This window comes from Paenibacillus sp. JT31N7, assembly GCF_059692095.1.
In genome coordinates this window covers 338,276-360,346 of sequence record NZ_JCAUAT010000002.1, presented here as the reverse complement: position 1 = coordinate 360,346, position 22,071 = coordinate 338,276, and the positions used below count along the sequence as shown (strand labels likewise).

Below are 22,071 nucleotides of genomic sequence, written 5' to 3'. Positions count from 1 at the left end.
ATCTTCGGAAATTTGCGTTATACTGATTAAAAAGAAAGTTTACCGGAGATTTATAAGAGCAGAGGAGGCAGGTTTCTTGTACGCCAAAGCCCACATTCGCAGCATGGCCCCCTACATACCCGGCTTTCAGCCGGAAGCGGAGCAGCAGGTCGTCAAGCTCAATTCCAACGAAAACCCTTATCCGCCCTCACCCGATGTGAGGAAGGCGCTGGCCGGTTTCGATTACTCCTTGCTGAGGCGATACCCCAACGCTACGGCCGAGCCCGTAAGGGAAGTGCTGGCGGACATCTACGGTGTAAACCGCAATCAGGTGTTCTGCGGCAACGGCTCCGACGAGATCATTTCCCTCCTGTTCAAAGCGTTTCTGGAGGAGGGGAGCATTATCGCCCTGCCCTATCCGACCTACTCGCTCTACCGTACCGTGGCGGACATACACCGGGTACACTGCGAATTCGTACCGACCCGGGAAGATTTCAGCATCGATATGGAAGCGCTGCTCGCCGTGCCTTCCCAGGCTATCATTCTCGTAAATCCCAATGCCCCTACGGGACTGCTAGTGTCCGTGGAGGCGATTGAAGAGCTTGCGAACCGGTACAAAGGGCTTCTGATCGTCGATGAAGCCTATATCGACTTTGCCGATGGAGAAGCGAGCGCCTTGAGGCTGATCGGCAGCTGCCCGAATCTGATGGTTCTGCGCACGTTATCGAAATCGTATTCGCTTTGCGGAATCCGCTTCGGGTATGCGTTTGCGGACGAGGCTCTGATCGAGTCGCTCGATAAATGCAAAGATTCCTACAATGTGAGCATGCTCACCCAAACCATTGCGGCCGCCGCGTTAAGAGACCGGTCCCATTTCGACGAAACCGTCAGCCGTATCCGCGCTTCCAGAAGCAGCTTGGCCGGCAAGCTCCGCAGTCTCGGTTTTGCCGTCCCCGATTCGGAGACGAACTTCCTGCTATGCACGCCGCCCGCCGGCTCGGGGTTGTCCGCACGCGGGATTACGGAGCGGCTGGCGCAGCGGCACGTGTACATCCGGCATTTCGATTCCCCTCTGCTGGAGGACAAGATCAGAATCAGCATCGGTACGGAAGAGGAAAACCTGAGGCTGCTGACTCTCCTTGAAGACCTGCTTAACCGGACGGAGGAAGAAACGGTTCCATCGGGAGACTAAATCCCTTTTTCGTTTACAAAAATAAAATGTACAAAAGGAGCAACGCTATGACATCTTCAGCGAAAGGCGCAATTTCTGAAAAACTCGCAGGCCAGCTTGAAAAAGGCTCCTGGATCCGTAAGCTCTTCGACGAAGGAAAGCGGCTGATCGACATTTACGGAGCCGACGAAGTCTATGATTTCTCGCTCGGAAATCCGGTAGTCGAGCCGCCCGAGGCTTTCCTGAAAGCTTTGGCCGATACGGTGAACAGCGGCGAGCTGGGCAAGCACCAGTACATTCCGAATCAGGGGCTGCCTCCGGCAAGACAGAAAGTGGCGGACTATCTCAACGGCCGGTACGGAGGCAGCGTCAAGCCCGAGCATATCGTCATGACGGTCGGAGCGGGCGGAGGGCTGAACGTGGTCCTGAAAAGCATCCTGAATCCGGGCGATGAAGTGATTCTGCTGACGCCTTACTTCGTGGAATACGACTACTATGCCGACAATCACGGCGGCGTCGCGGTCCATGTTCCCCTTGCAGACGATTTCAGCGTCGATACGGAACGTGTCGCCCAGGCGATCACGGAGAGGACCCGCGCAATCATTATCAACACACCGGGCAATCCGACCGGCACGCTTCTTACGCAGGACAATTTAAACGAACTGGGAAAAGTGCTCGCCGAAGGCGAGAAAAAGCACGGCGGCCTGATCTACCTGGTGTACGACGATCCGTACAGCCAACTGGTCTACGACGCGGTTCCGCCGAACCCGTTTGCCGCATACGGGCGTACGATTCTCGTCAGCTCGTTCAGCAAAGACCTCGGAATCGCCGGAGAGCGTCTCGGTTATGTGGCGGTCGACGCTTCGGCAGACGATGCGCAGCTGCTCGCTCAGGCGTTCGTTTTCAGCAACCGGACGCTCGGGTTTGTCAACGCGCCGGTTATGATGCAGCGTGTCATTACGCGTATGGATACGCTCGCCGTCGAGCAGCAGGAATACCGCAAACGGCGCGATCTTATGGTCGGCGTCCTGCGGGAGGCTGGCTATGAATTTACCGTGCCGCAGGGAGGCTTCTTCATTTTCCCGAAGACGCCGATTGCCGACGACGTCGAATTCTGCCTGAAAGCGGTGCAGGAGCATCGCCTTCTGATCGTGCCGGGAAGCGGCTTCGGGCGCAGCGGCCACTTCCGGCTGTCCTACAGCGTGCCGATCAAGCAGATCGAACGTTCAGGCAAAGTGTTCAAAGCGCTTCTGGATTCTTACCGGTAATAACGCCAGAGGCAGACAGAAAGCAAGCACATGACACGCGAAAACATGACAGGCAAAAACATGACAGGCAAAAACCGTCTGCCCCTACGGGTACAGGCGGTTTTTTTTAGATAAAACCGGCGGCGGGGCCTAAATTTTTCCGGGGCGAACGCATTTTCGCCTTTTTGAAAATTATGATAGAATAGAAGAAAGGAAGTTTCGGAGGAGTAATGGCCATGAATTCGTTTATACATCTGCATGTTCACAGTGAATACAGCCTGCTTGACGGCGCCGCTCGCATTCAGGACCTCGTGGAGACCGCCTCGCAGTTGGGCATGAAGTCACTTGCGCTGACGGATCATGGCGTCATGTACGGGGCGGTACCGTTTTATAAGGCGTGCCGGGCCAAGGGCATCAAGCCTATTTTGGGCTGCGAAGCTTATTTTACGGAAGGGACGATCCGGACCAAAGGCACGCGGCAGGAGCAGCCGATCTATCATCTCATTCTGCTGGCCAAAAATATGCAGGGCTATCAGAACCTGATGAAGCTGTGCTCGGTCGGTCATCTGGAAGGATTCCACTATAAACCGCGCATTGATCACGACCATCTCGCCCGTTATTCGGAAGGTCTTGTTTGTCTGAGCGCGTGCCTGGGAGGCGAAGTGTCCCAGCATCTGCTCCACGACCGCAAGGAACAGGCTAAAGCGGCCGCCGAGCGGTATCGTTCTATTTTCGGCGAGGATTTTTATCTTGAAATTCAGGATCACGGTTCCATCGAACAGAAAAAAGTCATGCAGGGCATGATCGAACTGAGCCGCGAGACGGGCATCCCGCTTGTCGCCACCAATGACGTGCATTACGTCAAGGAAGAGGACCATGTGGTGCAGGATGTGCTGCTGTGCATCGGAACCGGCAAGACGGTGGACGATCCCCAGCGCCTCAAGTTCGAGACGAGCCAGCTTTACCTGAAAAGCGAAGACGAAATGCGCAAGCTGTTCGCACACGTACCCGAAGCGCTCGACAACACGCTGCTTGTGGCGGACAAGTGCGATCTGGCTTTGAATTTCGATCAGTCTATCCTGCCGAAATTCAAACCGATCCCCGAGGGGCTTACCGCCGGGGAATACCTGAAGGAGCTGTGCATGGAAGGGCTTGCCCGCCGCTACGAAAACCAGCCGGGCTGGAACAACGTGCAGGGGGAATACCGGCAGACACTGGACGCCCGGCTTTCATACGAGCTTGGCGTCATCGAAAGCATGGGCTTTTCGGATTACTTTCTTATTGTCTGGGACTTTATCCGTTTCTCGCACGAGCACGGTATTTTGACGGGGCCCGGGCGGGGGTCTTCCGCAGGAAGCCTCGTTGCGTACGTGCTCCAGATTACCGATGTGGACCCTATCCGGTACAGGCTGCTCTTCGAGCGTTTTCTGAACCCGGAGCGAATCACGATGCCGGATATCGATATCGACTTTAACGACGAACGGCGGGACGAAGTTATCGATTATGTCGTCGCGAAATACGGGCAGGAACACGTCGCTCAAATTATCACCTTCGGTACGATGGCCGCCAAGGCAGCCGTACGCGACGTCGGCCGTGTTCTGAACGTTCCGTACAATGATGTGGACCGCGCCGCGAAAATGATTCCGGGACAGCTCGGTATGACACTGGAAGCGGCCCTGAAGGTGAATCCGGATCTGAAAGAGCTGGCCGCGAAGCAGCCTAAAACCGCAGAACTGCTGAATATGGCGAAACGTGTCGAGGGCATGCCCCGTCACGCTTCGACACATGCCGCGGGGGTTGTCATTTCGCGCGAACCGCTGACCCATTATGTTCCCTTGCAGGAGGGAACCGGGCAAACGCCGCTGACCCAGTATTCAATGGAACATCTGGAAGCCATCGGCTTGCTCAAGATGGATTTTCTCGGCCTGCGGACCTTGTCCATCATCGAACGGACCTTGAAATCCATTGAGGAGCAGGAAGGCATCCGGCTGGATCTGGCGCAGTTGGACATGGATAACGACCCTCTGACGTACGAACTTCTCGAAAAAGGGGAGACGACGGGTATTTTCCAGATGGAGTCACCGGGAGTACGCAAGGTGCTGCGGGATTTGAAGCCTTCGGGCTTTGAAGATATCGTCTCCGTTATCGCCTTGTATCGCCCGGGTCCGATGGAGTTTATCCCCCGGTACATCGAATGCAAGCACGGGCTGACGCAGCCGCAGATCCCGCATGAAGCACTGGTTCCGGTCCTTAAGGATACGTATGGCATTATCGTTTATCAGGAGCAGATCATGCAGATCGCTTCGGTAATGGCGGGCTTTTCGCTCGGCGAAGCGGACCTGCTGCGCCGTGCCGTTTCCAAAAAGAAGCGCGAAGTGCTGGACGAACAGCGCGCGCACTTCGTGGAAGGAAGCGTCGGGTTAGGCTATACGAAAGAAGAAGCGAACGGCATCTATGATATGATCGTCCGGTTCGCGGATTACGGCTTCCCGCGTGCGCATGCGACTGCCTACGGTGTGCTGACTTTCCAGACGGCGCACCTGAAGACGCATTATCCGCGGCATTTTATGGCTTCCATGCTGACGGCCGTCGTCGGGAATCACCGCAAAACGGCCGAGTATGTCGACGAATGCAGACGGATGAAGCTTGAAGTGCTTCCGCCGGATGTGAATGAGAGCGGCGTTAATTTTACGCCTGTCGCTCCCAAAGCATCCCTGCAGGCTGTAGAAGGGGCAGGCGAAGGGCACGCAGGGACGGACAATGGAGATAAGGACCGCCAAGGGGCCGCTGTTACGGCCGGAAGCAGTCATTCCAAGGGAGAAGATGGGGTGATTGGGGATTCCGGGGAATCCGCCAAGAGCGATGCCGGCGCTTCTCCTGCCGGTAAGGGTGCCATCCGCTTCGGTCTGGCGGCGATCAAAAACGTCGGTACGAACGCCATCGAAGCGATTCTCAAGGAGCGGCGGGAAAAGCCTTACGAGAGCCTGCTGGATTTCTGCCGCAGAGTGGACCTGCGCGTCTGCAACAAACGCGTGATCGAATCGCTCATCCAGGGAGGGGCGCTTGACGACTTTCCCGGTCACCGCGCCCAATTTGTCGCCATGCTCGACGATACGGTGGAGGCGGCGGTGAAATGGCGGAAAGAGCGGGACGATCTGCAGCTTCACTTATTCGGCTTCGTCGAAGAACCGAACTGGGAAGTGGAGGTTCCGGAAGTTGCCCGGCTTTCCCGCACACAGCAGCTGGAGTATGAACGTGAACTGCTGGGGCTCTATATATCGGGTCATCCGCTCGATGACCATGAAGCGCTGCTGCAGGAGCTGGAAGCGGACCCGCTCCATTATTTGCAGGATTATGCGGATAACAGTGAAGTTATCGTGGCGGGTATGGTTGTTTCCAGTAAAACGATCGTCACGAAGAAAGGCCAGCCAATGGCCTTTATGGATCTGGAAGACCGGATTGCGCGGGTCGAAGTGGTTTTGTTCCCGGAAGCGTGGAAAAAATATGCTCCGCTCGTACAGAAAGGCAGCATCGTCCTTGTCAAAGCGAAGCTTCAACTGCAGGACGAAGACCCGCCGAAGCTGCTGGCGGATGCACTGGCCGCCCCGGACGATCCGGCCGTCCGCCGTTGGCAGCGCCGTCCGCTGCGTCCGGGCGGCCAGTCCGCCACCGGCGGCAGTGCGCCGCGAGGGGGCCGCGCCGGAGAGCGCGGCCCTGCGGCCGGTGACGCCCGCGTCGGGCAGTCCGGCGGCGGACAGCCGGGCGCAGGCCCGGGTACGGGCAGCGCCTACGCTGGCCCGGCAGGCGGCACACGGCCGGTCGGCGCTCCTAACGTCGGCGCCGCAGGCCAGCCCGGCGGAGCCGCCGCTCACGCGGACTCGTCCGGCCGTGCCGCAGACCGCGCCAGCGCGGCCCCGCAGCGCTCATCCGCAGCCAAGCCTGCGGATGAGTCCCGGCGCCCCGCCGCGCAGGGTACACCCGCCGGGGCGTCCCGGCAGCGGGTGTACGTCAAGATTGCGGCTCACCTGGAGGAGCCGCACAACCTCGTGAAGCTGCAGGAGCTGCTGCAGCTTCACGCGGGTCCGCTGGAGGTCGCGCTGTTCTACGAGCGCACCCAGCGGCTGCTGGCTTTGAGCGGCCAGTATCGCGTTAAGCCTTCTCCGGAGCTGTTCCGTTCGATCGAACAGCTGATGGGCAAAGATTGTGTAAAGGTGAAATAATCCTCCTTTTCCGGCTCCAGAAGCCGTATAACAAAGCTTTGACGATGGAGGTTTGCCTGGAGAGCGTGATGACCGTGCTTGTCAAACGCGAAGTGCAGTACACCCTGATGACCGGTATCGCACTGGACGAGCTGGCGGAACGCAAGCTTCTCCCGAACCGCCGCAAAGCATTCAGGAAGCGGACGAGCCCTGTTCGGGGTGGACGAGACGCTGGCTTTGGGAATTGTACATGTGTATGGTATGATCGGTCTGACGAGCTTCGGTTATCTGGATAAGCGGAAAATAGGCGTCATCCGTGATCTCAACGACCATGAGCGGGAGATTCACGTGTTTCTCGACGATCTCGCGGCCGGGCTGGCCGCAGCGGCATCCGCTGGAATCGTCGATCCAAACAAACCGGTTTCGTCTTATTTCGTGGAACTTTGTGAAACCGGCCGAGCTGGAGTAAATAGGAAAGAGCCCGCTTATCCCGGCTTTGATCTGCGGCAAGTCCCCGAACGGGCGAGCACCGTCGTGGCGAAGCGGTTGGGACCGCGGCGATCGCGTCCGCATGTCCGGTTCACAAAAACTTCACCAGCCCGCGGGCTTGGGAAGTTTTTTTTGTCCGGCCGATGCCGGAACGGGATTTTTGACAGAGGAAATGCCTTGGTATCCGGGCAGTGGAAAGCGCGTTTGCGGCATGCTTCCACCTTCTTTTTCCATGCGAAAACTCAGGTTTCTGAGGAAGGGCGGCCTATGCGGATAGACAACCCTTCCTTGCGGTAAAATTAGAGGTTGTGTTATCATTATTCCATTGTATACACTTGAGAGAACGGAAAGTGAAGGCTAGAGATTGCTGCTGCGTCATTTTCGTTTTGGCGCTATCCATTTTACCCGGGTACTGTTGAGGAGGTATATCCCCATGTGGACCGTGATTTATATTGCCCCCACCGCCAAAATTGCGGAGCGTATAAAGCAACGCCTGTCGGAGGAAGGGTTTCTGGTCCAAATTCGAGCAATCTCCATGACCAAGAACCAATTTGAAATCGTGGTTCCCGCGGGTGAAGTGGAAGAGGTTCAAGAAGTACTCAACACCATTTTACATCGCTGACCGCAGCGGTTGCGAAGGCGTGTTTTACGAAACCTCCGCAGCGAACGGCTGGAGCGGAAATTGTAAGCCAGAGAGGTGCAAATGTGCTAAAGGATCTTTTTCAGAAACGCAAATATGCAACTATCCCTTCCGAGAAAGCGAAACGCGATATACCCGAAGGGTTGATGAATAAATGTCCGCGCTGCGGAACTATTCAATACAGTAAAGAGCTTGAGAAAAACTTGAAAGTCTGCACGTCCTGTAATTATCATTACAAATTAAATGCGATGGAACGTATGACGATGACCCTCGATGAAGGCCGTCTGTTCGAGTATGATGAGAATATGATTTCGGAAGACCCGCTCGGATTTCCGGATTACGAGAATAAAATCACCAAAGCGAAGGAGAAGACCGGCCTGAAGGATGCCATCGTTACCGGTGAAGGTACGATCGGCGGATATCCGGTCGTCTTTGGCGCGATGAGCTTTGACTTTATGGGCGGCTCCCTGGGCTCCGTCGTCGGCGAGAAGCTGACGCGTGCCATCGAGAGCGCCATCCAGAAGAAGTATCCGCTTATTCTGTTCTCGACTTCGGGCGGTGCCCGCATGCAGGAAAGCATTCTCAGTCTGATGCAAATGGCTAAAACGAGCGCGGCTATTCAGAAGCTCGACTCGGAAGGCGGCTTGTTTGTTTCCGTCATTACGGATCCGACTTTCGGAGGGGTTTCGGCAAGCTTTGCCATGCTCGGCGATATTATTATCGCGGAACCCGCGGCATCGTTCGGCTTTACCGGACGCCGTGTCATCGAGCAGACGATCAAGCAGAAACTGCCCGACAACTTCCAAACCGCGGAATTCAACCTTCTGCGCGGACAGGTGGACAAGGTCGTGCCCCGCAAAGACATGCGGACAACGCTGATCAAACTGCTTGATATGCACGTGATGAAAGGGGATGCGAATTATGGCGGGTGAATTGTCATTTGAGCAGCCACTGACTGAGCTTCGCAGCAAAATTGACGAACTGAAGCGTTTCGGTGAAGAGAAGAAAATCGATTTTACGGATGAAATCAGGCGTTTGGAGGAACGGTATGCCGAGCTGCAGCAGGAATTGTATTCCACGATGTCCGCATCGGAGAAAATGCAGCTTGCCCGGCATCCGCAGCGTCCGACGACCATCGACTACATAGAGAAAATCTTTACGGACTTCGTGGAGCTTCACGGAGACCGTCTGTATGGAGACGACCTGGCCATTATCGGCGGCGTCGCCAAACTGGACGGGCTTCCCGTTACAGTCGTAGGTCATCAGAAGGGCAAGGATACGAAGGACAACATCGCCCGTAATTTCGGTTGTCCGCATCCGGAAGGCTTCCGTAAAGCTCTTCGTCTGATGAAACAGGCGGACAAGTTCGGCCGTCCCGTCATTACGTTCATCGATACGAAAGGGGCGTTTCCGGGCAACGCCGCCGAAGAGAGAGGCCAAGGGGAAGCGATTGCGCGCAATCTGCTTGTCATGGCCGGTCTTCGCGTGCCTGTCATCTGCGTCGTGATCGGCGAAGGAGGCAGCGGCGGAGCGCTCGCGCTTGGCGTCGGCAACCGGGTGCTTATGCTCGAGAATGCCATTTACTCGGTCATCAGTCCCGAAGGGGCGGCATCCATTTTGTACAACGATGCATCCAAATCCCTGCATGCCGCGGAAGCGATGAAAATCACTGCCAAGGATATTGCGGAATTAGGCGTTATCGATAGCATTGTCTCTGAACCGCAGGGTGGTGCCCATCGTGATCTGGAGCTCCAGTCAGCGAATATTAAAGCGGCCGTTCTGGAGCATATGCAGCCGCTGTTAGCAATGTCGGAAGAGGAACTCAAAGAAGACAGGTACCTCAAATTCAGACAAATCGGCAGATATACATTTACTCAGGAGGGTAACCATGCGTAAGACAAAAATTGTATGTACGATCGGACCGGCAAGCGAGTCCAAAGAAAACCTCAAGAAGCTCGTAACGGCAGGAATGAACGTGATGAGACTGAACTTCTCTCACGGCGATTTTGAAGAGCACGGCGGCCGGATCAAAAATCTTCGCGCTGCCTGCGAAGAGCTCGGAGGCCGCAACGTATCCGTTTTGCTGGATACGAAGGGGCCCGAGATCCGTCTCGGCAAGCTGAAAGAAGAGCCGATCGAATTGGCCGCAGGCGAGATGATTACCCTGACGACCGAAGAAATTCTCGGAGATCGTGAACGCGTGTCCGTAACCTACGAAGGTCTGGCGGAAGACGTTAAGCCCGGCGACACGATTCTGATCGACGACGGTCTGATCGGTCTGACGGTTGAGGCCGTTCAAGGAACCGATATCAAATGCCGCATCGTGAACAGCGGTCCGATTAAAAGCAAAAAAGGCGTGAACGTTCCGGGCGTCAGCATCTCGCTGCCGGGTATTACGGAAAAAGACGCTAACGATATCGTATTCGGTATCGAGCAGGGCATCGATTTCATCGCCGCTTCTTTCGTCCGTAAAGCAAGCGATGTGCTTGAAATCCGCGAACTGCTTGAGCGCCATAACGCATCGCACATTCAGATCATCTCCAAGATCGAGAATCAGGAAGGCGTTGACAACCTGGATGAAATTCTGGAAGTTTCCGACGGCCTGATGGTTGCCCGCGGCGACCTTGGCGTGGAAATTCCGCCGGAAGACGTGCCGGTTGTGCAGAAGCAAATGATCAAGAAGTGTAACCTGGTCGGCAAACCGGTTATTACCGCTACCATGATGCTTGACTCCATGCAGCGCAATCCGCGCCCGACCCGTGCCGAAGCAAGTGACGTGGCGAATGCCGTGTTCGACGGTTCCGACGCGATTATGCTGTCCGGCGAAACGGCTGCCGGGAAATATCCGGTTGAAGCGGTAGAAACCATGTCCCGCATCGCACAGCGTGCGGAAGCGGCGCTGGAATACCGCGAGATTTTCTTGCGTCAAGCGCATGCGCTGCAAACGACGGTAACGGAATCCATTTCTCAATCCGTCGCGAACGCCGCTCTTGAGCTGGATGCCAAAGCGATCGTAACCGCTACGGAAAGCGGATATACCGCAAGAATGGTATCCAAATACCGTCCGAAGGCGCCGATCGTTGCGGTAACACGCAACCCGCAGGTTATGCGCCGCCTGAACCTCGTCTGGGGCGTACAGCCTGTCCTTCTTCACGGGGACGCGCAAACGACGGACGAGCTGTTTGAGCAAGCGGTCGACGGAAGCATCCGTGAAGGCTATGTGGATCTCGGCGATATCGTCGTGATCACGGCCGGCGTACCGATCGGAAGCTCCGGTACTACGAACCTGATGAAGGTTCACCAGGTCGGCGAAATGATCGCCAAAGGAACCGGTATCGGCACCCAGCATGCGAAAGGCGTTGTCGTGACAGCCGAAACAGCTGAGGAAGCCGTCAGCAAAATGAAAGACGGCGCTATTCTGGTCACCAATACGACCGACAAGGAATATATGCCGGCTATCGAGCGTGCGGCGGGTCTGATCACGGACGTGGGCGGGATTACTTCCCACGCCGCGGTGGTAGCTCTCAGCCTGGGCATCCCGGTTATCGTCGGTGTTGAACGTGCCCTTGACCTGATCAAGGATGACATGGAAATCACCTTGTTCCCTGAAGTAGGGATTGTGTACTCGGGACGTGCGCGCGTCCTGTAATCGATTCGGATAAGTAAGGAGTGAGTCCGCCTAATAGCGGGTTCACTCTTTTTTTCAAACAGGAAGGATAGAGAGTCTCGAAACCAGCAAACAAAAGACAGGAGGAAGGGTCTTGCCGAATGAAGCAACGAATAAGCGCGAATGGTTTCCGTACGGCGTCCGGGTCAGGTATCAGGAAACCGACCAGATGGGAGTCGTGTACCATGCCAATTATTTAACCTGGCTGGAAATCGCCCGCACGGAATATATCCGGGAAAAGGGATTTCCGTACAAGCGGATGGAGGAGCTGGGGCTGCTGCTGCCGGTCGTCGGCGCCGAACTGAAATATGTGCGTCCGGCCCGCTATGACGACGAGATAACGATTCTGACCCGTGTCACTAGCTATACGACGGTGAAGCTGGAGTTTGAGTACGAAGTGCGGCGCGGAGAAGAACTTCTTGTTACGGGCATTACGAATCATGCCTGGGTGAATCCTTCCTGGAGACCTGTACGTATAGATAAAGAAGCGCCTGAATTATACGAATGGCTGCAAAGGGGTGGATAGCCGGTGTTTCGCATTGCGCTTGCTGTCTTTATTATCGTTCCGGTCCTTGAGATCGCTTGTATCATTGGCATGGCCCATCTGATAGGCGGCTGGATGACGTTCGGACTGATCCTGCTCACGGGTCTTCTGGGGGCTCTTATCGTGAGAAAGGAAGCGTCCCGTTTCCTGCCTTACGCCCGCAATCAGCTGTCTATGGGCCAGAACCCGACGGATTCCGTGCTGGACAGCGTCTGCGTCTTTGTCGGCGGATTGCTGCTGATCGTTCCGGGCTTCCTTACCGATCTGGCGGGGCTGCTCCTGGTGCTCCCATTTACACGTTCCTTGTTTAAAATGGGGCTGCTCGTCCTGCTGCAGAAGCTGATGAGGAACGGACGGTTCATGTTCATTAACCGCAGGTAAAACGAAAAACGGAAGGGAAAAACAGCCGGATGTGCTGTTTTTTCGCTTCCGTACAAGCAAGTAGAAGAAAAGCCCGGTCAGCGAACCTCCGTGTTCGCGGCCGGGCCATTTTTTATGTAACGGGCAATATCGTGGAAGACGTTCGCTTTATAGACCGCCGTCAGGACTACCATGAGTACGGGGCCGAGGATAAGCCCAACGACGCCGAACAGCTTAAGCCCTACAAACAGGGCGATCAAGGCGGCGAGCGGATCCAGCCCTACGCTTGAGGCGAGCACTTTGGGCTCCATAATCTGCCGCACCACGACGATCAGGCCGTAAAGCACGGACAGTCCGATTCCGAGGAAGAGGTTGCCTTTGAAAAAGCAGTAAATGATCCAAGGAACGAGGACGGCGCCGGTGCCGAGATAAGGCATCAGATCGCACAATCCGATCAGAAGGCCGATGGTGACGGCGAAATCCACACGCAGAATGACCAGCCCGATAATGACCGCGACCGTTGTCAGGGAAATCAGAATAAGCTGAGCGCGCATAAAGCCGAACAGTGCCTTCTGCAGATCGCTGGAAATAAGACGGGTCGCTTTGCGGACGGTTTCCGGTACAAGCACGGTATAGCGCATCACGAGACGATACCAGTCTTTGCTGATAAAGAAGGTCGCCATCAGCACGATGATGGAAACGGTCGCGATGTTCGGCAGGGACTGGATGATATGGATCAGCGAGTTGACGATATATTTCAAGGCATTGGAGCTGAAATCGGCAATCGTTCCCGTAACGGAGCTGAGGTTGCTGCTGAGATCCAGATTGTTGGCCCTCATGAAATCATTAAGCTGCCCGACAATCCCTTGAAACCAGGCCGAATTCAAAAATCCGGTCGCCTGATCCTTCCAGCCGTTGATCATACTTTGTAAATTTTCGGCCAGCGTGCCCAGTTCCACAATTACTTTCGTCACCAGCAGGGTCATGGCCGTAACCGTGATGGCGATCAGTAGAAGGATGACCAGCGTGGCGGACAGCCAGCGCGGCATTTTGGCCTTCCGCTGCAGCATGTTGACGACGGGATTCAGTACATAGGCCAGCAGCCAGCCGATAATGAAGGGATAAATCAGCGGGGATACGTACCGCAGCAGCAGCCAGCCCGCCACGAGGCACAGCATGACCAGAGCCCCCCGGAAAATCTTGTGCAGCAGGTACGGATTGAACACTCTCATAGGCTTCCTCTTTCTCGCTCGAAATGAGTTTACTGCAGGACGGGATGAATCCCTAAATCACAAGAAGCGAGTATAGTGTTTCTCTGAACTTCCTCGATTATAGGGCCGTGCCTGTCTTAAGTTCTGAGAAACAATACCCGCAATAAGCCTCTGCTGAATCTGGCGCCTACGGATAGACTATGCGCTTGTTCATATGGATGTCTCCTTTCTTATCGTCTCTTTTGCCTGAAAAAGACCGTAAAAACTCTATTTCGTTCTTTTCGCCGTTTCCGGCACAATTCCTTGCCTGACCGCCGAAACCGGAGAATTTAATACGGAGAAAACATTCCGCGAAACTTTTACATAAAATTAACAAAGCAAAAATATAGCGCAAACATGCCCCCTGAATAACCCTTGTACAATAGAGATATAGAAATTGCAGAAAAGTGGGAGCTGGGGTTCCGTGGAAAACATTCAAAAGCCGGAAGGCGCTAAAACCAATGATTGCTATAAGTATGTTAACCGTGATTTGAGCTGGATCGAGTTTAACCGCCGCGTGTTGGAAGAAGCGCAGGATCCGACGGCTCCGCTGCTGGAAAGAGCCAAGTTTTTGTCCATCGTATCGAGCAATCTGGATGAGTTTATGAGTGTAAGGGTAGCGGGAATCCTGGATCAGATGAAAGCCGGCTATCATAAAAAAGATTTTACCGGTTATACGCCGTCCGGTCTGCTCAAGCGTCTGCTGAAGAGAGCGAACCGCATGGTGGCCGACCAGTATAAAGCTTTTCGCGATTTAACCCGCCAATTGGGCCGCGAGGGAATTTTTTTTCCTTCCTATGACGAACTGAACAGCACTCAGCAGAAGGAAATGGACACCTATTTTCATGAAATCGTATTTCCGGTACTGACGCCGATGGCCGTGGACCAGAGCCGTCCTTTTCCGCTGGTGCACACGCAGTCGAACTATTTGGCCGTCGTTCTGGAAAGCTGTGTGCCGACGGATCTCCGCACCTATTTCGCGATTGTGAGAGTTCCGCATAATCTGGGCCGGCTTGTCCGGGTGCCCGCGCGCACCAACAGCAAGAAGCTGGAATTTATCCGGATGGAGGAGCTGATCAAGCATCATATCGAGTCTCTGTTCAGCGGGTATAAGCCGATTGCCGTCAACGGATTCCGGCTCACACGCAATGCGGACCTGACTCTGAACGAGGAAGGCGCGGAAGATCTTCTGGAAGAGATCGAGAAAGAGCTCAAGCAGCGCAGGTGGGGGGCGCCGGTCCGGCTGGAGGTGGAGAAAGGCGTCCACCCTTACGCCCTGGAGCTGCTGCGGGACGAGTTTGAAATCGGAGAGGGCTGTTTTGAAATAGACGGTCCGATCGATTTGACTTATCTGATCAAGCTGCCTCAACTGGTCGGCGGGCGGGCCCATTTGTACTATCCCGCCCTGGAGCAGGTTTACGCGGAAGAGTTCGAGCATACGGACGACTTTTTCGAGGTGATCCGGGAGAGAGATGTGCTGCTTTATCATCCGTACGAATGCTTCGATACGGTGGCGGATTTTATTTTGCAGGCGTCCGACGATCCTTATGTGCTAGCCATCAAAATGACCCTGTACCGCGTCAGCGGCAATTCTCCGCTGATCGGGGCGCTGGCCAGAGCGGCCGAATCGGGCAAGCTGGTGACGGTCGTCGTCGAGCTTAAAGCCCGTTTTGACGAGGAGCGGAATATCGCCTGGGCCAGGAAGCTGGAGAAGTCGGGGTGCCACGTCGTGTACGGTCTGGTCGGCCTCAAGACCCATGCCAAAATCACGCTGGTCGTCCGGCAGGAGCAGGAAAGCCTGCGCAGATACGTCCATGTCGGAACCGGCAACTACAACGACAATACGGCCAAGCTGTACACGGATGTGGGCTTGTTCACGAGCCACCAGGTGATCGGCGAAGACGCCTCGGCCTTGTTCAACGAAATGACCGGTTATTCGTCGCCTCATGACTGGCAGGCGTTTATCGTCGCCCCCGCGGACATGAAGACGCGGCTTATCGAGCTTATCGCAAGAGAAGGGCGCCACGCGCTTGCGGGCAAGCCGGCCCGTATCGTGGCCAAGATGAACTCGCTGTCGAACCAGGAAGTGGTGGACGCGCTTTACGAAGCTTCGCAGGCGGGCGTGAAGATCGACCTCATCGTGAGAGGGGTCTGTGTCCTTCGTCCCGGCGTTGCGAATCTGAGCGAAAACATTACGGTGCGGAGTATCGTCGACCGTTTTCTGGAGCATTCGAGACTGTACTGGTTCGAAAACGGAGGCAGTCCCGACGTCTACTTGTCGAGTGCCGACTGGATGACCCGCAACTTGACGCGGCGGATTGAACTGATGTGCCCCGTCAGGGATGAGGAGCTGCAGCAAAGTGTGATCAATCTGCTTGAATTGTGTTTGCGCGACAATGTAAAAGCCCGTTTCCTGCAGCCCGGGGGAAATTATATCCGGGCGGCCGAAAACGGGCCCATGGTGAGAAGCCAGTTCGATGCCATGACGATTAGTCGGTGGAAAGTGCGGAAGCGTGAATATACGCGGTAAAGGACCAGTATTTTCCGGTCTCCTCCGCGGTTTCTTCGATCGTTCCGATTTCCGACGGGTCCTGCTCTTTGCAGAGCAGATGCAGGTGCAGCTCGCCCGGAACGGAACGGACGTCCAGTTCGGCGATGTTTCCGTTCTCCCCGTAATCCAGGGAGGTGGCCAGTCGGAGAAGCGATCCGAGCTTGGCCGCGATGTCTTCATCGGACCTGTCCAGCACGCTTGCGTAAGGAAGCGCCTGCTGACGGGTCCGGTTTTTGTTTTTGAAGGTAGCGATCAGGGCGCAAAGCACGATCTCCCTATGGGTAAGCCCGTCGATTCGGGATTCCGTGATGAGGTGGAACGTATGGCGCCAGTGCTGGTAGCTGCTCACCGTGTAGCCTATCCGCTGCAGCAGCGCTGCGGCGTGAAGAAGCGAGCGGTGGCGCGGCTGCAGTTCGGGCGCGTTTTCTGCCAGAGCATCGTAGAGAGCTGCCGCGTGCGCGGCTGCGCGACGGAGATGATCGTGCGGCAGAGGCGTGTGCAGCTTCAGCATATTTTCCACGCTGAATTCCAGCACATCCGTGATGGGCAGTCTGCCGGGCATGGCCGTTTCGTAGAAAAGGCCGTCGCGGAGCCCCGCACTGCTTACGATAATCCGTGAAGCGGACGTCTGCCGGTAAACGGAGTGAAGGAGAACGACTCCGGCAACAATAATATCGGCGCGTCCCTTGGACAGCCCGTCGAGTTTCTTGCGCTTCTCTACCGGAAGAGAGGGAAGAAGGTCCATGTAGCTCTGGAGGTCGCTTTCCTCCAGCTCGTAGTTGTGCATGACCGGGAGCGGATAATCCACCCGCTTCTGATTAAGCTTTGCCAGCGCCCGCCCGGCACCGCCCAGGCTGACCAGGGGCAGCTGCGCATGCTCCCGGATCCAGGGGTGAAGCTCGACCGTATCCCGGACGAGCGCTTTGAGCGCCTCGATCCGTTCCGGCCGGACGACTCCGCCCGGAGTGTACTCGCGGGCGGCGGTCACGGCGCCGAACGGGAAGGAGACGCTGTTCACCCGTTTGCGGTCCAGGAAGAGGGTGATCTCGGTGCTTCCGCCGCCGATATCCACGATGAACCCGTCCCGGACGTCGAGCGTGCTGACCACGCCTTGAAACCCGAGGCGGGCTTCTTCTTCGCCGGAGAGGATGTCGATGACGATGCCGGAACGCTCCGCAAGCTCCCGCGCGATATCTTCGGCGTTCGCGGCATTGCGGATGGCGGCCGTCGCGGCGGCCTTCACCGAATCGACGGAATAGGCGCCGCATATCCGTTTGAAACGGCGCAGCAGCGGTACGACGGACAGGATGCCGTCGTGAGTCATCGCGCCGTCTTCGCCGATGCGCTCGGACAGCCGGGCCGTCTCTTTCGTTTCATGCAGAATCCGGTAGGCGCCCGGAGGCGTCACTTCGTAAATGACCAGACGGACCGAGTTCGATCCGATGTCGATAATGGCGTAGCGGCTGCTGTTCATATGCGTTTGGGCTCCTATATACGAGAAAATTTGTGAAGAATATGGTATGATGAATGAATGGCCGATTTTGCTCACTGCTCTGGTTCCTATTGTACCAATACCGAGTATAGACCACAAACCGGGCGAATGTGCGCGAATGGTGCAAGAAAGTTTATTTATTGTACTGATAATGAAGTTTTATGGGCTTTTGTTTCACATAATGGTCAAAATCCTTTATTATTAGTAAGAAAGCTACCGCAGTTTTTGTCAATCCAGTGAAATAAGGAGAGGTTTCCATGACAGCTACCAAAGGCTTGGAAGGTATTGTTGCGACAACATCGTCGATCAGTTCCATCGTGGACGGTGTGTTAACTTATCGCGGATTAGATATCGATGATTTGGCTGAGAATGCCTCCTTTGAAGAAGTCATTTACCTGCTTTGGTTCGGCAAATTGCCTAACCAGGCCGAGTTGGACCAGCTCCGCAGCGATTTAAATGCGAGTTCTTCCATTCCGGATCAGGTTCTTGAACAAATTAAATTGTATCCTTCCGATACAAACGCGATGGCAGCGCTCCGTACGGCTGTATCCGCTCTTGCTTTGTATGATAAAGAAGCTAACGAGATGAGCCGCGAATCCAACGTTCGCAAGGCGATCAAGCTTCAAGCGCAAATTCCTACGATTATCGCGGCTTTCGCCCGCATCCGTGAGGGCAAAGAGCCTCTGGCTTCCAAAGGATACCCGTCCCTGGCCGCAAACTTCCTCTACATGCTTACTGGAGAAGAGCCGGATGAAACCGCTATCACCGCTTTGGATAAGGCGCTTGTGCTTCATGCCGACCATGAGCTCAACGCTTCCACATTCGCGGCACGTGTAACCGTGGCGACGCTGACGGACATCTACTCCGGCATCACTTCCGCAATCGGCACCCTCAAAGGGCCTCTGCACGGCGGCGCGAACGAAGCCGTTATGGCGATGCTCGAGGATATCGGCGAAGTGGATAACGTCGTTCCTTACATCAACAAGAAGCTCGAGAACAAAGAGAAGATCATGGGCTTCGGACACCGCGTTTACAAGAACGGCGATCCGCGCGCGAAGCATCTGCAGGAGATGTCCCAGCAGCTGACGGAATCGACGGGTCTTGGCAAGTGGTACCAAATGTCCATTCAAATCGACGAGCTTATAACGAGCCTCAAAGGTTTGAAGCCGAACGTTGATTTCTACTCCGCTTCCGTTTATACGTCCCTGAAAATCCCTCGTGACCTGTTCACGCCGATCTTCGCCATCAGCCGCGCATCCGGCTGGACTGCTCACATCCTGGAGCAATACGACAACAACCGTCTGATCCGTCCTCGTGCCGAGTACACGGGCCCTACGAATCAGAAGTACATTCCGATCGAAGAACGTTAATTAAGCAGGCCGGCAAATGAAGACGGGCGGCAACGGGAGCAACGGCTGAGCCGTCCCCCGCCCGGACAATCCGGCTTTATCTTTGCGTGCGCCCGCGGTTAAACCGGGTGCGCAACTATGATCTTATAATCGATTAGGAGGATATTAACATGCCGAAATTTGAAAATTATGCACTGCCTATCGAAGGACAAGCGATTACGATTGAGAACGGTAAGCTGAACGTACCGAACAACCCGATCATCCCGTTCATCGAAGGTGACGGAACAGGTCCCGATATCTGGGCAGCTTCCCAACGCGTTCTTGACGCGGCTGTCGAGAAAGCCTACAAAGGCGAGAAGAAAATCGCATGGTACGAAGTATTTGCCGGCGAAAAAGCATTCAACAACTATAACAGCTGGCTGCCGAACGATACGCTCGAAGCTATCCGCGAGTACATCGTAGCCATCAAAGGACCTCTGACTACACCGGTAGGCGGCGGTATCCGTTCCCTGAACGTGGCGCTTCGTCAAGAACTCGATCTGTACACTTGCCTGCGTCCTGTTCGCTACTTCAACGGTGTACCTTCCCCGGTAAAACACCCTGAGCTCGTTGACATGGTTATTTTCCGTGAAAACACGGAAGATATCTATGCGGGTATCGAGTATCAAGAAGGTTCCGCAGAAGTGAAAAAAGTGATCGAGTTCCTTCAAAACGAAATGGGCGCGAACAAAATCCGTTTCCCTGAAACTTCCGGTATCGGCATTAAGCCGGTTTCCAAAGAAGGTTCCGAGCGTCTGATCCGTGCGGCTATCGAATACGCGATCAAACACGGCCGCAAGAGCGTTACCCTCGTTCACAAAGGCAACATCATGAAATTCACCGAAGGTGCTTTCAAAAACTGGGGTTACGAGCTTGCCGAGAAAGAGTTCGGCGATAAAGTATTCACATGGACAGAATACGACAGAATCAAAGAAGAGAAAGGTACCGACGCTGCTAACCAGGCTCAAAAAGAAGCCGAAGAAGCCGGCAAAATCGTCGTAAAAGACGCGATTGCCGACATCGCCCTGCAGCAAGTTCTGACTCGTCCGACTGATTTTGAAGTGATCGCAACGCTGAACCTGAACGGCGACTACCTGTCCGACGCTCTGGCGGCACAAGTAGGCGGTATCGGTATCGCACCGGGAGCGAACATTAACTACATGACAGGTCATGCTATTTTCGAAGCCACTCACGGTACGGCTCCGAAGTATGCCGGACTTGACGTGGTTAACCCGGGTTCCGTAATTCTGTCCGGCGTTATGATGCTTGAGCACCTGGGCTGGCAGGAAGCGGCCGACCTGATCTATAAAGGCATCGAGTCCGCAATCGACGCTAAAACCGTTACTTATGACTTCGCACGTCTGATGGACGGCGCGACTAAAATCAAGTGCTCCGAGTTCGGCGACGCAATCATCAAGCACATGGGTTAATTGTTAGTTGAATAAAAGGAAAAGCCGGGCTTGCCCGGCTTTTCCTTCTTGTTCCGGCGCCGCTTGCGCGGAACAGCAGGTAAGGCTGTTTTTACATTTTCCTAAAAAACATGCCCGCTTGTCCAAAGCGTGCAACAATGACCAGGAGGTAACTAAAAATGGCTATCCGTCGCAACAAAATTACGGTTGTAGGTGCAGGTTTCACAGGAGCGACAACGGCTCTGATGCTGGCTCAAAAAGAACTGGGTGACGTTGTCCTCGTTGATATTCCGCAGCTGGAAAACCCGACAAAGGGTAAAGCGCTGGACATGATGGAGGCTAGCCCGGTCCAAGGGTTTGACAGCAATATCGTAGGCACTTCTTCTTACGAAGATGCTGCCGGCTCCGATATCGTAATCATTACGGCAGGCATTGCCCGCAAACCGGGAATGAGCCGTGACGACCTCGTGAATACCAATGCGGGAATCGTAAGATCCGTTTGCGAAAACGTGAAAACACACTGCCCGGATTCCATCGTTATTATCTTGAGCAACCCGGTTGATGCCATGACTTACGTGGCTTACGAAACACTCGGCTTCGAGAAAAACCGCGTAATCGGCCAATCCGGCGTGCTGGATACAGCCCGTTACTGCACGTTTATCGCGCAAGAACTGAACGTATCCGTAGAAGACGTTCGCGGCTTCGTGCTTGGCGGCCACGGCGACGATATGGTTCCGCTCGTTCGTTACTCCAACGTAGGCGGTATTCCGATCGAGAAACTGATCCCGTCCGAGCGCATCGAGGCGATCGTTCAGCGTACACGCACAGGCGGCGGCGAAATCGTAAACCTGCTCGGCAACGGCAGCGCATACTACGCTCCGGCAGCTTCTCTGGTTCAAATGGCTGAAGCTATCCTCAAAGACAAAAAACGCATTATTCCGGCTATCGCTCTCCTCCAAGGCGAATACGGCTACGAGAACTTGTTCATGGGCGTACCGACCCTGCTGGGCGCGGGCGGCATCGAGAAAGTATTCGAGCTGGAACTCACAGGAGAAGAGAAAACGGCGCTGGACAAATCCGCGGACTCCGTTCGCAACGTAATCAAAGTCGTAACAGGCGCTTAATTTAAGCCCGGTTAGCGCATATAACCCGAACACTCAAGAAAAGAGCCGATCCGGCTCTTTTCTTCTGCCCGGATTCAAACGGGCTCAATTTCGGAAGGATGGGATTTACTGTGCTTTACCTGCAATCCCTGCTGTTTTTGCACGTGGCGGGAGCTATTACGCTAGGCTTCTATTTGCTGCTTCCGCTTCTGCTGCAAAGCAGCCTGAAGCAGCCGGAGGACGCCAGGCTGGGACAGCTCAGACTGATCCGGCACCTTAACCGGATCGGCCAGTGGATTTTACTGGCACAGCTCGCAACCGGCGGTTACCTTCTCAGCCTGGGCACTTACTCGGCAGCTTGGATAACGGCTGTCATCACGCTGTTCATCGTGGTCGGCGCTGCCGGAGGCATGCTCGGAGTGGCCCTCCGCCGCGTCATTAACGGGCGGACGGAAGCGATGCGCCAGGCTTTCTGGTACAGCGCGGCCGCCGGGCTGGCTTTTGTGCTGCTTCTGGTGCTGAAGAAGTATCCGCAGATTTTGTGAGGCGGCGGCCAACTTAGCGGCGGTACGTCGTTCCCCG

The 22,071-nt window shown here is 55.2% G+C and carries 16 protein-coding genes and 1 pseudogene; 15 read left to right on the top strand and 2 right to left on the bottom strand.

Features of this window, described 5'->3' with window-relative positions:
• Positions 1-76: 76 nt before the first annotated feature.
• The 10 genes and pseudogenes from hisC (at position 77) to AC58P5_RS11855 (ending at position 12,317) form a co-directional block, all read left to right on the top strand.
• On the top strand, positions 77-1,171 hold the full coding sequence (gene hisC / locus AC58P5_RS11900; protein WP_497386656.1) for a histidinol-phosphate transaminase: 1,095 nt from the start codon (positions 77-79) through the stop codon (positions 1,169-1,171).
• A gap of 47 nt (positions 1,172-1,218) precedes the next feature.
• Positions 1,219-2,418, top strand: a complete 1,200-nt coding sequence (locus tag AC58P5_RS11895; RefSeq protein ID WP_497386654.1) for a pyridoxal phosphate-dependent aminotransferase — start codon at positions 1,219-1,221, stop codon at positions 2,416-2,418.
• Positions 2,419-2,633: 215 nt separating this feature from the next.
• On the top strand, positions 2,634-6,617 hold the full coding sequence (locus AC58P5_RS11890; RefSeq protein ID WP_497386652.1) for a DNA polymerase III subunit alpha: 3,984 nt from the start codon (positions 2,634-2,636) through the stop codon (positions 6,615-6,617).
• Positions 6,618-6,619: 2 nt separating this feature from the next.
• Positions 6,620-6,998 (top strand): annotated as a pseudogene (locus tag AC58P5_RS11885) (phosphatidylglycerophosphatase A); the annotation flags it as partial.
• Positions 6,999-7,518: 520 nt separating this feature from the next.
• A complete protein-coding gene (locus tag AC58P5_RS11880; RefSeq protein WP_497386650.1) occupies positions 7,519-7,707 on the top strand; it encodes a glutamate decarboxylase in 189 nt (62 codons plus the stop codon).
• An 83-nt stretch (positions 7,708-7,790) separates the two neighbouring features.
• Positions 7,791-8,657, top strand: a complete 867-nt coding sequence (accD, locus tag AC58P5_RS11875; protein WP_497386648.1) for an acetyl-CoA carboxylase, carboxyltransferase subunit beta — start codon at positions 7,791-7,793, stop codon at positions 8,655-8,657.
• Positions 8,647-9,621 carry an acetyl-CoA carboxylase carboxyl transferase subunit alpha gene (gene accA, locus AC58P5_RS11870; RefSeq protein WP_497386646.1) on the top strand — a complete coding sequence of 325 codons (975 nt, stop codon included), beginning with the start codon at positions 8,647-8,649 and terminating at the stop codon, positions 9,619-9,621. Before accD ends, accA begins: the two co-directional genes overlap by 11 nt.
• Positions 9,614-11,374, top strand: coding sequence for a pyruvate kinase (gene pyk / locus AC58P5_RS11865; RefSeq protein WP_497386644.1), 1,761 nt, complete (start codon positions 9,614-9,616; stop codon positions 11,372-11,374). The genes accA and pyk overlap by 8 nt, the downstream gene beginning before the upstream one ends.
• Before the next feature lie 112 nt (positions 11,375-11,486).
• Positions 11,487-11,918 (top strand): acyl-CoA thioesterase, encoded by a 432-nt coding sequence (locus AC58P5_RS11860; protein WP_497386642.1) that lies wholly within the window; start codon positions 11,487-11,489, stop codon positions 11,916-11,918.
• A gap of 3 nt (positions 11,919-11,921) precedes the next feature.
• A complete protein-coding gene (locus tag AC58P5_RS11855; protein ID WP_497386640.1) occupies positions 11,922-12,317 on the top strand; it encodes an FxsA family protein in 396 nt (131 codons plus the stop codon).
• Between the two features lie 77 nt (positions 12,318-12,394).
• Here the strand turns inward: AC58P5_RS11855 and ytvI are convergent, their stop codons facing one another.
• Positions 12,395-13,528, bottom strand: a complete 1,134-nt coding sequence (ytvI, locus tag AC58P5_RS11850) for a sporulation integral membrane protein YtvI (protein ID WP_497386638.1) — start codon at positions 13,526-13,528, stop codon at positions 12,395-12,397.
• Positions 13,529-13,970: 442 nt separating this feature from the next.
• Between ytvI and ppk1 the strand changes: the two genes are divergently transcribed.
• A complete protein-coding gene (ppk1, locus tag AC58P5_RS11845) occupies positions 13,971-16,076 on the top strand; it encodes a polyphosphate kinase 1 (RefSeq protein WP_497386636.1) in 2,106 nt (701 codons plus the stop codon).
• On the opposite strand, the gene AC58P5_RS11840 is transcribed toward ppk1, so the two are convergent.
• Positions 16,036-17,571, bottom strand: a complete 1,536-nt coding sequence (locus AC58P5_RS11840) for a Ppx/GppA phosphatase family protein (RefSeq protein ID WP_497386634.1) — start codon at positions 17,569-17,571, stop codon at positions 16,036-16,038. The two genes, ppk1 and AC58P5_RS11840, sit on opposite strands and share 41 nt — an antisense overlap.
• Positions 17,572-17,846: 275 nt before the next feature.
• Between AC58P5_RS11840 and citZ the strand changes: the two genes are divergently transcribed.
• The 4 genes from citZ (at position 17,847) to AC58P5_RS11820 (ending at position 22,034) form a co-directional block, all read left to right on the top strand.
• A complete protein-coding gene (gene citZ, locus AC58P5_RS11835) occupies positions 17,847-18,959 on the top strand; it encodes a citrate synthase (RefSeq protein WP_497386632.1) in 1,113 nt (370 codons plus the stop codon).
• A gap of 149 nt (positions 18,960-19,108) precedes the next feature.
• A complete protein-coding gene (gene icd / locus AC58P5_RS11830; protein ID WP_497386630.1) occupies positions 19,109-20,407 on the top strand; it encodes an NADP-dependent isocitrate dehydrogenase in 1,299 nt (432 codons plus the stop codon).
• 158 nt (positions 20,408-20,565) lie between these two features.
• Positions 20,566-21,510: a malate dehydrogenase gene (mdh, locus tag AC58P5_RS11825; RefSeq protein WP_326054400.1), complete on the top strand. Its 945-nt coding sequence runs from the start codon at positions 20,566-20,568 to the stop codon at positions 21,508-21,510.
• Positions 21,511-21,620: 110 nt separating this feature from the next.
• Positions 21,621-22,034, top strand: coding sequence for a hypothetical protein (locus AC58P5_RS11820; RefSeq protein ID WP_497386628.1), 414 nt, complete (start codon positions 21,621-21,623; stop codon positions 22,032-22,034).
• The last annotated feature ends 37 nt before the right edge of the window (positions 22,035-22,071 follow it).